At 72.2% G+C, this 13,398-nt stretch carries 14 protein-coding genes; 7 read left to right on the top strand and 7 right to left on the bottom strand.

Annotation, left to right across the window (positions count from 1 at the left end):
• Positions 1-83: 83 nt before the first annotated feature.
• Complete coding sequence (locus ACXAHD_RS27525) at positions 84-1,481, bottom strand: hypothetical protein (RefSeq protein ID WP_281551410.1); 1,398 nt, start codon at positions 1,479-1,481, stop codon at positions 84-86.
• Between the two features lie 144 nt (positions 1,482-1,625).
• Between ACXAHD_RS27525 and ACXAHD_RS27520 the strand changes: the two genes are divergently transcribed.
• Genes ACXAHD_RS27520 through ACXAHD_RS27510 form a run of 3 tightly spaced genes read left to right on the top strand, consistent with a single transcriptional unit; the run spans position 1,626 to position 3,723 of the window.
• Positions 1,626-2,300 (top strand): glycosyltransferase family 2 protein, encoded by a 675-nt coding sequence (locus ACXAHD_RS27520; protein WP_281551411.1) that lies wholly within the window; start codon positions 1,626-1,628, stop codon positions 2,298-2,300.
• Positions 2,297-3,052, top strand: a complete 756-nt coding sequence (locus tag ACXAHD_RS27515; RefSeq protein WP_281551412.1) for a TIGR04282 family arsenosugar biosynthesis glycosyltransferase — start codon at positions 2,297-2,299, stop codon at positions 3,050-3,052. Before ACXAHD_RS27520 ends, ACXAHD_RS27515 begins: the two co-directional genes overlap by 4 nt.
• Complete coding sequence (locus tag ACXAHD_RS27510; protein ID WP_475054186.1) at positions 3,049-3,723, top strand: class I SAM-dependent methyltransferase; 675 nt, start codon at positions 3,049-3,051, stop codon at positions 3,721-3,723. The genes ACXAHD_RS27515 and ACXAHD_RS27510 overlap by 4 nt, the downstream gene beginning before the upstream one ends.
• Before the next feature lie 4 nt (positions 3,724-3,727).
• Here ACXAHD_RS27510 and ACXAHD_RS27505 read toward each other — a convergent pair whose 3' ends face one another.
• Positions 3,728-5,398 (bottom strand): glutaredoxin domain-containing protein, encoded by a 1,671-nt coding sequence (locus tag ACXAHD_RS27505; RefSeq protein WP_475054183.1) that lies wholly within the window; start codon positions 5,396-5,398, stop codon positions 3,728-3,730.
• Between the two features lie 103 nt (positions 5,399-5,501).
• Here ACXAHD_RS27505 and ACXAHD_RS27500 point away from each other — a divergent pair, with 103 nt between their 5' ends.
• Complete coding sequence (locus ACXAHD_RS27500; protein ID WP_281551415.1) at positions 5,502-6,161, top strand: TetR/AcrR family transcriptional regulator; 660 nt, start codon at positions 5,502-5,504, stop codon at positions 6,159-6,161.
• A 73-nt stretch (positions 6,162-6,234) separates the two neighbouring features.
• The gene (locus ACXAHD_RS27495) at positions 6,235-7,584 is read left to right on the top strand and encodes a LamG-like jellyroll fold domain-containing protein (protein ID WP_281551416.1); all 1,350 of its coding nucleotides are present in this window, start codon (positions 6,235-6,237) and stop codon (positions 7,582-7,584) included.
• Positions 7,585-7,612: 28 nt separating this feature from the next.
• Here ACXAHD_RS27495 and ACXAHD_RS27490 read toward each other — a convergent pair whose 3' ends face one another.
• Complete coding sequence (locus ACXAHD_RS27490) at positions 7,613-8,233, bottom strand: TetR/AcrR family transcriptional regulator (RefSeq protein ID WP_281551417.1); 621 nt, start codon at positions 8,231-8,233, stop codon at positions 7,613-7,615.
• Positions 8,234-8,398: 165 nt separating this feature from the next.
• Between ACXAHD_RS27490 and ACXAHD_RS27485 the strand changes: the two genes are divergently transcribed.
• Positions 8,399-9,232, top strand: coding sequence for an alpha/beta fold hydrolase (locus tag ACXAHD_RS27485; RefSeq protein ID WP_281551418.1), 834 nt, complete (start codon positions 8,399-8,401; stop codon positions 9,230-9,232).
• A 71-nt stretch (positions 9,233-9,303) separates the two neighbouring features.
• Here the strand turns inward: ACXAHD_RS27485 and ACXAHD_RS27480 are convergent, their stop codons facing one another.
• Positions 9,304-9,678 (bottom strand): sensory rhodopsin transducer, encoded by a 375-nt coding sequence (locus ACXAHD_RS27480; protein WP_281551419.1) that lies wholly within the window; start codon positions 9,676-9,678, stop codon positions 9,304-9,306.
• Positions 9,679-9,802: 124 nt separating this feature from the next.
• Positions 9,803-10,078 carry a type B 50S ribosomal protein L31 gene (locus ACXAHD_RS27475; protein WP_281555691.1) on the bottom strand — a complete coding sequence of 92 codons (276 nt, stop codon included), beginning with the start codon at positions 10,076-10,078 and terminating at the stop codon, positions 9,803-9,805.
• A gap of 148 nt (positions 10,079-10,226) precedes the next feature.
• Between ACXAHD_RS27475 and ACXAHD_RS27470 the strand changes: the two genes are divergently transcribed.
• A complete protein-coding gene (locus ACXAHD_RS27470; protein ID WP_281551420.1) occupies positions 10,227-10,520 on the top strand; it encodes a hypothetical protein in 294 nt (97 codons plus the stop codon).
• Here the strand turns inward: ACXAHD_RS27470 and ACXAHD_RS27465 are convergent.
• On the bottom strand, positions 10,505-12,145 hold the full coding sequence (locus ACXAHD_RS27465; RefSeq protein WP_475054190.1) for a TIGR03773 family transporter-associated surface protein: 1,641 nt from the start codon (positions 12,143-12,145) through the stop codon (positions 10,505-10,507). The two genes, ACXAHD_RS27470 and ACXAHD_RS27465, sit on opposite strands and share 16 nt — an antisense overlap.
• Entirely contained in the window at positions 12,145-13,263 is a 1,119-nt protein-coding gene (locus ACXAHD_RS27460) for a WxL protein peptidoglycan domain-containing protein (RefSeq protein ID WP_281551422.1), read from the bottom strand. Before ACXAHD_RS27460 ends, ACXAHD_RS27465 begins: the two co-directional genes overlap by 1 nt.
• Positions 13,264-13,398 lie beyond the last annotated feature (135 nt).

Raw genomic sequence — 13,398 nt, 5'->3', positions numbered from 1 at the left:
CCTTTCTAGTGCTCCCCCCCCCCTTCCTTCCTTCCCCCCTCCCCCCTCCTCCCCCCCCCCCCCTCCCCCCCCCCTGGAACCGGTCAGGAGAAGGTGAGTAGCAAGTGGTTGACGGCGAGCGCGGTCGCCGCCTGCCCGGCCAGCCACCAGCGGCGTGCGCCGGCCGGCAGGTGGGCGGTGGCGACCAGCAGCCACACCACGAACGGCAGCCAGATCCGTTCCACCTCGGCCTTACTCAGCCCGGACAGGTCGGCGGCGAGGATCGCGACGGCCGCCGTCAGCGGCAGCACGACCGTCGGCCGTGCGGCGGCCCGCAACCCGGCTAGCAGCCGTCGCCCGCGCGACGCGCCGGCCGGCTCGGTCGGGGCAGCAGGTACCGTCGGCGTGGCCTGCCGGGCCGCCCCGATCGTGCGCCGCAGCGCCGGCCCGACGACCAGGCCAGCGGAGAGCAGCATCGCCGCCAGGTTGGCCCACACCCAGTAGCTGTACGGACGCTCGGCCGCCCAGCCCTGGTAGTACCGCTCGACGACCAGTTGATAGCCCTCCCACCACCAGAAACCGGCGGCGGTGAACGCCACCACGACTGCGGCCACCCCGGTGCCGGCGATCAGCAGCGCGGGCAGGAACCGGCCGGGCCGCATCACCAGCACCGCCAACGCCAACGGTCCGACCAGCACGAACCCGTACGACAGGTAGAGCGCGAAGCCGAGCAGCAGGCCGCCGGTGAGCAGCGCCGCCGGGTGGCGGGCGGCCAGCAGGGCCAGCCCGGCGGCGACCACCCCGGTGAACACCGCGTCGCCGGACGAGCCGATCCACACCGCGCCGGGCAGCAGCACCAGGAACGGCAGGACGGTGCGGGCGGCGTCCTCCGCGCCGAGCCGACGCAGCGCCGCCGGCACGCTGACCACCATGGTCGCGCCGATCAGGATGCAGGCCAGGCCGGCCGCGGTGCCACCGCCGAGGCCGATCCGGTCCAGCCAGACGAAGACCAGCAGCGCCCCCGGCGGGTGGCCGGCGGTGTGCGTGGACCAGGAGCCGGGCTGGAAGTCGATGATCCGGTCGCTGAACCCGGCCAGCATCACCGGGATACTGGTGATCCGGTGCACCTCGTGCAGGTACTCGGCCTGGTTGGTGAGGCGTTCGGTGACCCCGGCGGTCCAGCCGTCGATCAGGGCCAGCGACAGTATCCAGGCCACCGCGGCGAGGTACCCGACGCCGAGCAGCTGCCCCCAGTTGGCGGTGCGCGCCCACCGTACCCCCCAGCCGACGACCGCGACGGCGACCACGACGGCGAGCGGCGTGCCCCAGCCGACGTGCGGACGCCAGAACGCGTACAGCGGTGCGGTCTCGGCATAGAGTCCGACGCCTCGCCGGTTGAGCACCACACCGACGACGACGGCGGCGGCGATCAGCGCCAACTCGACCCCGAGCACGATCAGGTCGGCGCGACCGGACCGCCGGGTGGCGGATTCTGGTGTCATGACCACCGGACGGTACGGCCTGCACCGGCATCCGGACCGGGCAACGGCCGGACCGTAACCCTCCGGTAAGAATTGCCGCCCGTAAGACTTCCGTAAGCGCGGAACGCCACCCGGTCGGGGGCGGTTCGTCCTAGCGTCGGCGGTATGCCGACACCGATCGACGTGGTGCTGCCCTGCCTCGACGAGGCAGCCGCCCTACCGGGCGTACTCGCCGCGCTGCCGCCCGGCTACCGGGCGCTGGTGGTGGACAACGGGTCCCGGGACGGGTCCCCGCAGGTGGCCGTCGAGCACGGCGCCCGAGTGGTGCACGAGCCCCGACGCGGGTACGGGGCGGCCGTGCACACCGGTCTGCTGGCCGCCGAGACCGAGCTGGTCTGCGTGCTCGACGCGGACGGGTCGTTCGACCCGGCGGAGCTGCCGGCGCTGGTGCGTCCGGTGGCCGACGGGCACGCCGAACTGACCGTGGGACGCCGCCGACCGGTGTCGGCGCGGGTCTGGCCCTGGCATGCCCGGGCCGGTACGGCGCTGGTTGCGGCGCTGCTACGGCAGCGCGGCGTACCGCTGCGGGACCTGAGCCCGATCCGGGTGGCCCGCCGCGAGGCACTGCTGTCGCTCGGGGTCACCGACCGGGCCTTCGGCTACCCGTTGGAGCTGATGATCCGGGCCGCCGGTGCCGGGTGGCGCATCGTCGAGCTGGACGTGACGTACGCACCCCGGGCGGCCGGCACCCGGTCGAAGGTGTCCGGCTCGGTACGCGGCACGCTCCGGGCGACCCGCGACTTCGGTCGGGTGTTGCGCACCGTGGACGGTGCCCGTTGACCGTCCTGCTGGTGATGGCGAAGGCACCGGTGGCCGGGCTGGTGAAGACCCGGCTCTGCCCACCGGCCACTCCCGCGCAGGCCGCCCGGATCGCCACCGCCGCGCTGCTGGACACGATGGACGCGGTCCGTGCGACCGGCGCGGCCGGTGCGGTGACGCCGGTGCTGGCGCTGGCGGGCCGGCTGACCGACGCTGACGCGTACCCGGGTGCCGCCGAGGAGTTGACCGTGGCGACCGCCGGCTGGCGGGTGCTGCCACAGCGCGGGGACGGTTTCGCCGACCGGCTGGCCAACGCGCACGCCGACGTGGCGGCGGCCTACCCGGGCCGGCCGGTGCTGCAAATCGGGATGGACACCCCGCAGCTGACCGGCGCGGCGCTGACCGCCGCCAGCAGGGCGCTGACCGGTGTCGATGGGAGATTCACCCGGGCCGCAGCGGTGCTCGGTCGGGCTGCCGACGGCGGCTGGTGGGCGCTGGGCCTGACCGATCCCCGGCACGCCGAGGTGCTGCGGCGGGTGCCGATGTCGACCTCGCACACCGGACGCGACACCTGGTCAGCGCTGCGCGCGCGAGGGTTGCGGGTCGCGCCGCTACCGGTGCTGTGCGATGTCGACGAGTGGCCGGACGCGCTGGCGGTGGCCGACGCGGTCCCCGGCAGCCGGTTCGCCGGACAGGTGGCGGCGGTTGGCGTACCGGCCCTGGCCCGGACACCGGTGACGGTGGCGATGCCTGCGGCTGGGGCACGACGGTGACCGCCAGCGTGCCCGGCCGGTACGCGGCGGACCACGGTTTCGCCGCCCCCCTGCTGGCTCCGGCTTCCGGCGGACACTGGCTGGTGCAGGGTGACGGGGTCCGCTGGCAGCTGCCGGTGGAGCGCTGGCACGGGCCGGTGGAGCCGACAGCCGACGCGGTGGTGGCCCGGTGCTGCGGCCCGACCCTGGACCTGGGCTGTGGGCCGGGCCGGGTCACGGTGGCGTTGACCCGGGCCGGGGTGACCGCCGTCGGGGTGGACGTGTCGGCCCGGGCGGTGGCGCTGACCCGGGCCCGGGGCGGGGTGGCGATCCACAGTGACCTGTTCGACCGGCTGCCCGCCGAAGGCCGGTGGCGGCACGGCGTACTGCTGGACGGCAACATCGGCATCGGCGGCGACCCGGTGGCGCTGCTGCGCCGGTGCCGGTCGTTGCTGCATCCACAGGGCACCCTGCTGGTGGAACTGGATCCGCCCGGGGTCGGGCTGTGGCGCGGGTACGCGCACGTGGTCAGCACCGCCGCCGGGGGCCGGCCCCGGCTGGGGCCGGCGTTCCGGTGGGCACGGCTGGACACCGACGCGGTCCGAGCCGCTGCGGCCGCCGGTGGGCTGACCGTCCGGGAGGTGTTCCGCGACGCCGGCCGGTGGTTCGGCGAACTGGCGGTGTCGCGGTGAGTGGCTACCGCCCGCCGTCCGACACCGCGCCGTCCGACACCGCGCCGTCCGACACCGCGCCGTCCGACACCGCGCCGTCCGGCAGCGGGTAGCGCAGCACCAGTGGATCGGCCGACAGATTGTGCCGGGCGAGGAACTCGCGTACCTGCGGTTCGACGGCCGGGCCGGTCAGCGCGGCGAACCGCTGGAGCATCGACGCGACCGCGCAGACCACGGCGAGCTCGACCAGTTCGTCGGCGTCGAAGTGGTTGATGGCCGGCTGCACCTGCCGCCGGGGGGTCACCAGCGGCACCTGGGCGGAGAGCCAGGCCAGCCGCAGCGCCGCGCGTTCCCGGTCGTCGAAGACGCCGCCGTCGTCGGCACGGCCGGTGGCGGCGGCCACGCAGCGGTCGATCCGGGTCACCGCGTTTGACCGGTCCGGTGCGGCGGTGAAGGCGAGGTAGCCCTCGGCGGCGGCCAGGTAGCCGTGGTCCCGGGCGACGGCCGACACCCGGGCCATCAGGTGTTTGAGGTCGGCGGGGATCCGCGAGTGCGGCCGGTCGCGCATCAGTTCGACGTACAGGTGACAGTGCCGGCGGCGCTGCGCGGCCGGCCAGGCCCGCACCCAGGCCGGGACGAAACCCAGCTCGCGTTCGGCGTAGGTCTCCGGGTCGCCGACGAGTTCGTCGTAGCCGGCCATCAGCTGCGGCAGGGTCGGCCCGCCGGACGGCAGCTCGTGGTCGAGGTTGCGCGGGTTGGTGTCGCCGACCGCGTGCCGGCCGGCGGTCACGCCCCGGGCACTGGCCGTCGCCGCCCAGTCGCCCTCGATTTCCAGGCCGACCAGGTCGTTGAACACGTTGAGGAAGCCGAACGACGCCACCACCATGGTGAGCGCGTCCATCCTGGCCTGGGCGTCCCCGTCGCCGTGGCGGGCCTGGTCGACGGTGTCCCGGACCTTCGCCAACGCCTGTGGGGTGACGGCGTTGCGGGTGGCCCGGGCCGCCAGGTCGGTCAGGGCGGCTTCGTGCGGCCCGGTCGCGCTGTCCGGTTCCGCCGGGCCGGTCGCGCCGGGTACGGCGACGGCGTGGGTCATGCAGTAGGAGCAGCCGTGCGCGCGGGACGTCGCGTAGGCGACCTCGGACATCACCGCCCGGCCGAGCCGCTGCCCGCCGGCCTGCACGGCCGCCGCGTTCTGGCAGTAGACGAACAGCTTGTAGGCTGCCGGCCAGCGGTGCAGGTAGGCGAAGGTGTTGGGCCAGAAGCCGAAGAACCTCCGGTACATGTGCAGGATCGGCCAGGTCTGCGGGTCGGGGTCGTGGGTGCCGTCGCTGGTGGGGATGACTGTGGACAGTGCGAGGTCGGCCGCACCGTCGGCCAGCTCGTCGTCGGTGTACGCGTCGAGGTCCAGGTCGCCGCGGTGTGGTGCGGTGGTCAGGGCGGCCAGCCGGCCGGTCGCGGCCAGCCGGTCCAGGTCGTCGGCGCTGCCGACGTGGTAGTCGCCGAGGAAGATCTGCGGGACGGTGTACGCGCCGGAGAAGTAGGCGCTGGCGTTCGCGGTGCGGGCATCGGCGGTGACGTCGTACGACTGGAAGTCGATGCCTTCGCCGGTGAGCGTCCGCTTGGCCCGGGCGCAGAAGACACAGTCGGGCTTGGTGAACGCACGCACGGTCGGTCGGGTGGGCAGGGACGGGTGCACGATAGAGCCTCCTTTGGCTGCGGTTACCGGGCCCCGGGCGCTTCATTGAGCATACACTCATTGAGTTCTTACTCAACGAGTTTGGTCGAGGATGTGGAGGACCATGGCAACCAGTCGGCAACAGGCCGCCGAGCAACGGCGACGGCAGCTGCGTGAGGTCGCGGTACGCGTCTTCGCCCGGCAGGGCTTCGCGGCCACCACCACCAAGCAGCTCGCCAAGGAAGCCGGCGTCGCCGAGGGACTGCTGTTCCACTACTTCCCCACCAAACTCGACCTGCTCAAGGACGTGGTCTCCGAGTACGGCGGCTACCGGCTCGCGATCGGCGACGTCCTCGACCCGCTCGACCCGGACGACCCCCGGTTCGCGCTGGCCGCCTACTGCCGGGCGCTCCTCGCCCACCTGCGCGAACACGCCGACCTGATCGCCGTACTGGCCGGGGAGAGCCAACTCGACAGCGACCTGTCGAATGTGTTCTGGGACGTGGTCGGCGACATGCGGGCCGGTCTGGCCGGGTGGCTCGACCGGGCGGTGCGGGCCGGTTCGGTACGCCCTGATGCCTCGACCACCGTCGCGGCGCACCTGGTCACCTCGACGCTGTCGCTGTTCTTCCTGGAACACCGGCGACTGCCGGAGCGGCAGTGGCGTACCCGGGCAGCGGAGCACGTCGCCGCCGTGGTGGACAACACGCTCGCCGGCATCGGCGCGGCACCGGCATCCGGCACCGCCGCCCGGGTGGACCGGCCACCTGCCCCACCGAGTTGATCTTCCGTTGGTCGCAGACCGTCGTTCAGCCAGCTGACGCCCGGCGCTCACCACCGGGCGCGACGTTGCTCGGGTGACTGACGATCCCTGCGTACTCACCAGCCGCGACGCCCCGAGGGCCTCGGACCAGGGTCTGGCCTGGGCGCAGGGCGTCGTCGACGGACACCGTACGCTGCCGGTGATCCTCACCACCCACGACCTGGCCTGGGCCGACGACGCCGGTGCGGCCAAGCTGTCCGGCCACGGGCAGCGGCTGTGGGACCGGTTGATTCGGGACAACGACCAGATCTTCCTCACCCTCAACGGCCACTACTGGCCGCCCGGGCGGACCACGCTCACCAACGCGGCCGGCCACGACGTACACGTGCACATCGTCAACTACCAGGACCGGTACTACGGCGGGGCCGGCATGATCCGGCTCTACCATTTCGATCTGGTCCGCAACGTCATCGACGTGGAGACCTTCGCGCCCTGGTTCCTCACCCGGGATCCGGCCAAGCGGACGCCGCTGCAGGCCGAGACGGTCGAGCTGACCGGCCCGGTCGACCGGTTCAGCGTCGAGGTCGACTTCGCGGCCCGGTTCGACGGGTTCGCGCCGGTGCCGCCGGCCGCGCCCCGGCCGCCGGTCGCGGTGCTGCGGCACACCACCGTCGGCTACTGGCGGTTCGACTCGGCCGGCTTCGGTGCCGGCACCGGTAGCCCGGTCACCGGCAACCCGGTGCTCGACGGCACCGTGGTCCGCGACCTCAGCGGCAACGGCAACGACCTGACCGTGGGCCGGATCGGCGCCGGCACCGCCGAGACGTTGACCTTCTCCGACGAACACCACAGTGGCCAACCGGCGCACGCCAGCCTGCGCTTCGACGGCGGCAAGGGACCGGACCGGGGTGCCATCCTGCGAGCCGGCCCGGACGCGCCGATCAACGGTATGAAGTTCCGTGACGGCTACACCATCGAGGCGTTCGTGAAGCTGCCCGACCCGTACCCGGGCGACCACGCCTGGATGGGAATCCTGAGCTGGGAGGGGCGCAGCGGCGACGCCGGCAAGACCACCGGCTGGTCCCCGCTGGAGTGCACCTGCAGCCTGAACATCTCCCCCGAGCGCTTCCTGCAGTACGTTGTCTACGCCGACGTGCAGGACGCCGACCCGACGTCGTGGAGCCACGCCCTGCCGCCCGGCCGGTGGATGCACCTCGCCGTGGTCAACGACTCCGAGCAGACCGTCGTCTACGTCGATGGGTCGACGATCGCCCGCAACCCCACCCAGCCCTCGACCGGCATCGCCACCCTCGGCCTGCCGTTCGTGATCGGCGCGACCTCGTTCGACCTGCAGTACGGGCAGGGCTTCTACGGCTGGATCGGTGACGTGCGGATCACCGCGAAGGCGCTGCGCCCGCACCAGTTCCTGCACCCGTACAGCTGACCGTCAGCCGCCGGCGGCTGACGAAGGTTCAGCCGCCGGCGGTCGGGTCCGGTTCACCGGTCGGCGGTCGCTGTGCGGGCGCTGCCGAGAGGGCGCTGCCGATGAGAACCTCGGCGGCGGCGCGCGCGTGAGCGGCGGCGGCGTTGTCGCCGGCGATCGCGGTGGTGGTCTGTACTCCCTCGGCGAGAATCGCGAGTTGGGCAGCAAGGGTCGCGGATCCGCCGGCTTCGGCTACCAGTGTCGCCACCCGCTGCTGAAACTCCGCCTTCTGCCCCCGGACGAACTCGGCGACGCCTGGCGTGGTCCCGCCCAGCTCACCGAAGGTGTTGATGAACAGGCAGCCACGGAAGTCGTCGGCCGTGGCCCACTGGGCGAGCCCGTCGTAGATGGCGAGCAGCTTGTCGCGTGGTGTGCCGCCGCTGGCCACGGCGGCGTCCACGAGGTCGTTCCACATCCGCTGCCGGCGGGTCAGCACCTGCTCGACCACGGCTTCCTTCGACCCGAAGACCTGGTAGAGCCGCTTGAGCGGGACTCCTGCCTCGGCGCGCAGTGCGTCCATGCCGACGGCCTGCACGCCCCGGGCGTAGAAGAGCTGGTCGGCGGCGTCGAGCACCTTGTGCCGCACCTCGTCGTCGGTCAACGCCGGCATGTCTTCTCCTTCAGGTCGAGCCGCCACCCGGTTGGCCGTTGTCGCCGGTGACGAGGGTCACCGGCGAATCGTCGATTGCCGACTGGCGGAGAGAACGATCGTTTTCTACTGTAGGACACAGCGAGCGAGAACGACCGTTCTCACAACGAGCGACCGGAGGTCGTCATGCCTTACCTCACCGTCGGCCAGGAGAACAGCACCAACATCGACCTCTACTACGAGGACCACGGCCAAGGGCAGCCGGTGGTGCTCATCCACGGCTACCCGCTGGACGGACACTCCTGGGAGAAGCAGAGCGCGGCACTGCTCGCCGCCGGCTACCGGGTCATCACCTACGACCGGCGTGGCTTCGGGCAATCCAGCCAGCCCACCGTCGGGTACGACTACGACACCTTCGCCGCCGACCTGAACACCCTGCTGGAAACCCTGGACCTCACCGACGTCGTACTGGTCGGCTTCAGCATGGGCACCGGCGAGGTCGGCCGCTACCTGAGTCGGTACGGCTCCGCCCGGGTCGCCAAGGCCGCGTTCCTGGCCTCGCTGGAACCGTTCCTGCTGGCCACCGACGACAACCCGGCCGGCGTGCCGCAGGAGATCTTCGACGGCATCCTCGCCGCCGTCACCGCCGACCGGTACGCCTACTTCAGCGACTTCTACCGCGACTTCTACAACACCGACGAGACGCTCGGCGGCCGACTCTCCGAGGAGGCACTGCGCAACAGCTGGAACGTCGCGGCCGGCGCCGGGTGGTTCGCCTCCAGCGCGGTCGTGCCGACCTGGCTCACCGACTTCCGGGCCGACATCGACCGGATCGACGTGCCGGCACTGATCCTGCACGGCACCGCCGACCGGATCCTGCCGATCGACGCCACCGCCCGCGAGTTCCACAAGCGGTTACCAAAGGCCGAGTACGTCGAGATCGACGGAGCACCGCACGGCCTGCTCTGGACCCACGGGGCGGAGGTCAACACCGCGCTGCTCGCCTTCCTGGGCAAGTAGACCGGGCGCGCCAGGGCGGCGGACCGGGTGCGGGCAGGTCCGGGTACGGGCAGGTCCGGGTGGGCCTGCCCTCACCCGGCGTACGGGGTCGCGTCGGTCAACGCCACCACCCCCGGCAGCCGGGTGTCCTGCCGCTGGAACTGCACCACCACCGGCTCCGACGAGGTCAGTACGCAGCCGAACGGTCGGCCCAGCCGGATCGGCTCCGGGTCGACGAGGTCGTTGAGCCGGGCGTGCCGGATCCGGCGCGCCCACACCATCCAGCGGTACGGCCCCGCCGGCTCCTGATCGTCGTAGTACACGGTCAGCTCGACCTCGGCGTCGACGTCACCGGCGTTGAGCAGGCAGAGCTGGTCGAAGCTGGTGAACTCCGGCTCGTCGCCGTTGCTGACCGGCGGGATCCGCCCCCCGGCCACCACCCAGATGCGGGCACCGATGCCAGCCATCACGCCTCCTTGCCGGCCGCTGCCGCCACGATCGCGGCCTACCGGCACCTGCCGGCTACCCGGCGACCGGCTCGGCTAACCCCGGCCACGATCGCACGGGGCAGAGCGGGGGCGGCTGCGTACGCTAGCCGGCCGCGGCGTCGCCCTCCGGGCGCTTCTTCCGGGCGTACTTGGCACGGAACTTCTCCACTCGACCGGCACTGTCCAGCAGTCGCTGCCGACCCGTCCAGAACGGGTGGCTGGCCGCGGAGATCTCCACGTCGACCACCGGGTACGTCTGGCCGTCGGTCCACTCGATCGTCTTCTGGCTGGTCGCAGTCGATCGGGTCAAGAACGCGAAATCCGCGCTCCGGTCCCGGAAAACCACATAATCGTATTTAGGGTGGATATCAGGCTTCATCCGTGCGAACCAGCCTTCCTGACGCTTGACAGTAATGATTGTCATTTTAGCAAGGCCTGTCACACCCCCGGACCCGGATACACCCTGCACGTAGAGCCCGGATAACGTATGCTCGCATCGCAATGTAAATATATATTAGGGAGCATCCATGTCTCACCCGGTGCACACCGAACACCCGCACAGCCACTCTGCGACCTGCGGGCACGCTGCGGTGACCCACGACGGGCACACGGACTACCTGCACGACGGGCATGTCCACCACGAGCACGCCGGGCACTGGGACGAGTGCGGCACGGACCAGCACGTGACAGCCGAGTCACATGCTGACCACACGCATGGTCCCGACTGTGGCCACGAGATGGTGCCCCACGGCGACCACCAGGACTTCGTCCACGCCGGGCACCGACACGCCGCGCACGGCGACCACTACGACGAGCACTGAGCGGGGCGTCGCCGACGCGTCGCGAACAACACCAGCGCGCCAGCGATCACCAGGATGGCTCCGGTGGCCGGCAGGTGCCACGACGATCCGGTCCGCGGCAGTCTCCCGTCACCGGAGCCACCACCCGGGTTGTCGTCGCCTCCGGGCCCGAAGCCCGTGTCCGGGTCCGTCGCGTCACCGATCGCCACGGTGAGCGAGCGGGAGTCGGTGAGAGTCGACCCCGACGACGTGGTGGCCGACATCTCGAAGGCCAGCCGGTAGATGCCCGGCTCGCTGAACGCCCAGTTGCCGTGGGCGTGGGTGTTGATCGGGATGTCGAGCCGCTGCGGCAGCCGGGCCGACGAATCGAACAGCACCTCGGATTCACCGAACGACCCGGTCAGGAACAGCGCGAACCGGCCGGGGCCGTCGACACCGGTGAAGGTCCAGACGACCGGGCCACGAACCCCGGCCACCACCGACGGATGCTGCGTGTTCCAGCCCGGCCAGACGATCCCGGCGCGCTGCCCCTGCGGCAACAGCCACACCTCGTCACCCGGCGCGCCCAGGAAGTCGGCGTTGTCCGGCACGGTGATCTTCGCATTGTCCTTGACGTGCAGCACCACGTCGGACAGGTCGCGCCACACCGGGGGCGAGACGGTGTCGTCCTTGAGGCGGATCGTCCAGTCCGCACCGGTGAGCTCCGGGCCCATGTCGACGTGACCGTCGTCGATCACCACCCGTGACCCGTCCTGTTGAGCCGCTGCGGCGAGCTGCGACGCGGTGCTGGTCGCCGTCGGTGCGGCAGCCGCCGCCAGCGCCCGCGCGGGGGTGCCGTCCGACGGCGAATCGGCACCGAGCGGTACACCGTCGCCCGGGGCGGCACCGGACGCCCTCGCCAGGTCCGCCGCCGGAGCGGGAGCCGGGGCCGGCACCGGCCGGGTGTCTGCGGGGTCGGGCGGCGCCTCGTCGAGCCGCGGCACCAGCACCCGGTAGTCGGCGTCGGCCGTCACCTCGGCGCCGTTGGCCAGCGTCGCGGCCGCCGACAGCGTCAGCCGGTACTCGCCCGCGGCGTCGAAAAGCCAGACCAGACCGCCGGTCCTGGTCGCTGCCGGCAGCCGGGCGGTACGCGGCATCGCGTCGAGGGTGCCGAACAACGGCGTCGGCTGGCCGAGCCCACCGAGGGTATAGGCGACGAATCCACCCGGGCCGTCGACCTGACGCAGCGACAGCTCGATGGTGTCGCCGCGTACCGCCCCGCGAGGCACTGCCCGGGTGTCCAGATACGGAAACTCGACGTCGCTACCGGTCAGTGCCCACATCGGCCGACCGGCCGGGCCGAGGAACCGGAACGCCGGATGGTCAGGTGTCCGCACCGCCACGCCGCCTGCCGGTCCGAAGACCGCCGTCGCCGGCTTCCGGTCGGGCCCGGACACCTCGCGAGTGACCAACGACAACGTTGCGCCATCGAGGGTGACCGCTACCAGGTCGGCACCTGCCGAATTCACTACTGCCGGCGGATCGGTCGCGGGTGCGGCGGTCACCGGCGCCGGCGCGGTCAGGGCCGCAGCCAGTGCACCGATCGCCAGCACCGCGGCGCACCGGCGACGCGTCGCCGCACCGGTGGGGCGGTGAATCGTCGTCATCATGAGGTCCCCTGGGTCGTCTTGTCGTCAGTGGCATCGGTGACCGCGCGGTCGCGTACGGCCTCGGCGCGGCCCTGTTCGCGCGCGGTGGCGACGGCCTGTTCCAGCTGTGCTGCCCGCCGGCGCCGGGCGCGGCGGCGGCGGGCGACGACCAGCCAGCCGGCCAGCCCGATCACCAGCAGGATCACCAGCTGCGACCACGGGACGGCCCACAGGCCGCTTTCGCGGGTCACGGTCGCTGGGGGCGGGTCGAGCACCTCGTCGGCGACGGCGGTCGGTGCGACGGTGAGCCGCGCACCGAGCCGGAACATCGGCGGCACGCCGTCGACCCGGATAGTGGTCCGGTAACTGTCGCCGGGCAGGATCTCCGGCAGCGGATCGCCGTCGACTTTGCGCCCGGCCAGCCCGAACGGTCCGGCGACGGTCAGCTGCGGCTGCCCGGTAAGTCGTACGTTGCCGGTGTTGCGCACGGTGAAGCTGGCCGTGACGGTGCCACCCGCGACCGGGTTCCAGGTGCCGTCGTACGTCGCCGACAGATCCCCGACGTCCAGGCCCGGCTGCAGTTCCCCGGTGACCCGTAGATAGATCCGGGAGCCGACCCGGTGGTCGACCGCCACCTGGTTGCCCTCGCCGTCGGTGCCGGTGGCGGCGAGCGAGGCGACGATGCCGCCGGGGTGGTCGCCGGGGGTGGCGTTGTCCGGCACCGCGATGGTGAACGGCACGTCCAGCCGCGACGTCGACGGCACGGTGAAGGTGCCGGACTCGAACGTCACCCAGGAACCGACGTCGACCGGTTCTCCGGTCGCCGGTAGCAGGTCGAAGCCGCCCTGGTCGGTGGTGAACGCGTCGCTGGCGTACACGTCGAGGGTGATCGGCTGGTCGGAGTGGTTCGTGATCGCCACGTAGTCGGTGAGAGTGGCACCCGGATCCAGTTTGTACTCGAACGCCGGCCGTCCGTTCGGCCCGTCGGGGCTGGACGGAGCGACGCCCCAGGTGAGCGACTGCGCCGCGAGGGGCGTGTAGCTCGGCGATGCGACCGTCGCCGGGCCGGTGACCGGGCCCGTCGACACGACGGCGGCGGCGAGGAGTCCGGCGAGCAGGGCTGCTGGCGTACGCATGCGGGGTGGTCCGTTTCGCGGAGGGTGTGGGGCGGTGCGGGGGGAAAAACAGAACAAGGGTATCCCCCCCCACCTCCCCCCCCTCGATCCCCCCCCCCCCAGGCGGGGGGGGGGGGCGGTGCGGGGGGGCAGGAA

The organism is Micromonospora sp. ABR4_055 (genome assembly GCF_056160425.1).
The sequence above is the reverse complement of the archived record's forward strand: the minus strand, read 5'-3'. Positions and strand labels throughout refer to the sequence as shown.

What these genes read in the sequence shown, in the direction of transcription:
- ACXAHD_RS27525 (WP_281551410.1), bottom strand. Translation starts at nt 1,481, where the DNA reads ATGACACCAGAATCCGCCACCCGGCGGTCCGGTCGCGCCGACCTGATC.
- ACXAHD_RS27520 (WP_281551411.1), top strand. Translation starts at nt 1,626, where the DNA reads ATGCCGACACCGATCGACGTGGTGCTGCCCTGCCTCGACGAGGCAGCC.
- ACXAHD_RS27500 (WP_281551415.1), top strand. Translation starts at nt 5,502, where the DNA reads ATGGCAACCAGTCGGCAACAGGCCGCCGAGCAACGGCGACGGCAGCTG.
- ACXAHD_RS27490 (WP_281551417.1), bottom strand. Translation starts at nt 8,233, where the DNA reads ATGCCGGCGTTGACCGACGACGAGGTGCGGCACAAGGTGCTCGACGCC.
- ACXAHD_RS27485 (WP_281551418.1), top strand. Translation starts at nt 8,399, where the DNA reads ATGCCTTACCTCACCGTCGGCCAGGAGAACAGCACCAACATCGACCTC.
- ACXAHD_RS27480 (WP_281551419.1), bottom strand. Translation starts at nt 9,678, where the DNA reads ATGGCTGGCATCGGTGCCCGCATCTGGGTGGTGGCCGGGGGGCGGATC.
- ACXAHD_RS27475 (WP_281555691.1), bottom strand. Translation starts at nt 10,078, where the DNA reads ATGAAGCCTGATATCCACCCTAAATACGATTATGTGGTTTTCCGGGAC.
- ACXAHD_RS27470 (WP_281551420.1), top strand. Translation starts at nt 10,227, where the DNA reads ATGTCTCACCCGGTGCACACCGAACACCCGCACAGCCACTCTGCGACC.
- ACXAHD_RS27465 (WP_475054190.1), bottom strand. Translation starts at nt 12,145, where the DNA reads ATGACGACGATTCACCGCCCCACCGGTGCGGCGACGCGTCGCCGGTGC.
- ACXAHD_RS27460 (WP_281551422.1), bottom strand. Translation starts at nt 13,263, where the DNA reads ATGCGTACGCCAGCAGCCCTGCTCGCCGGACTCCTCGCCGCCGCCGTC.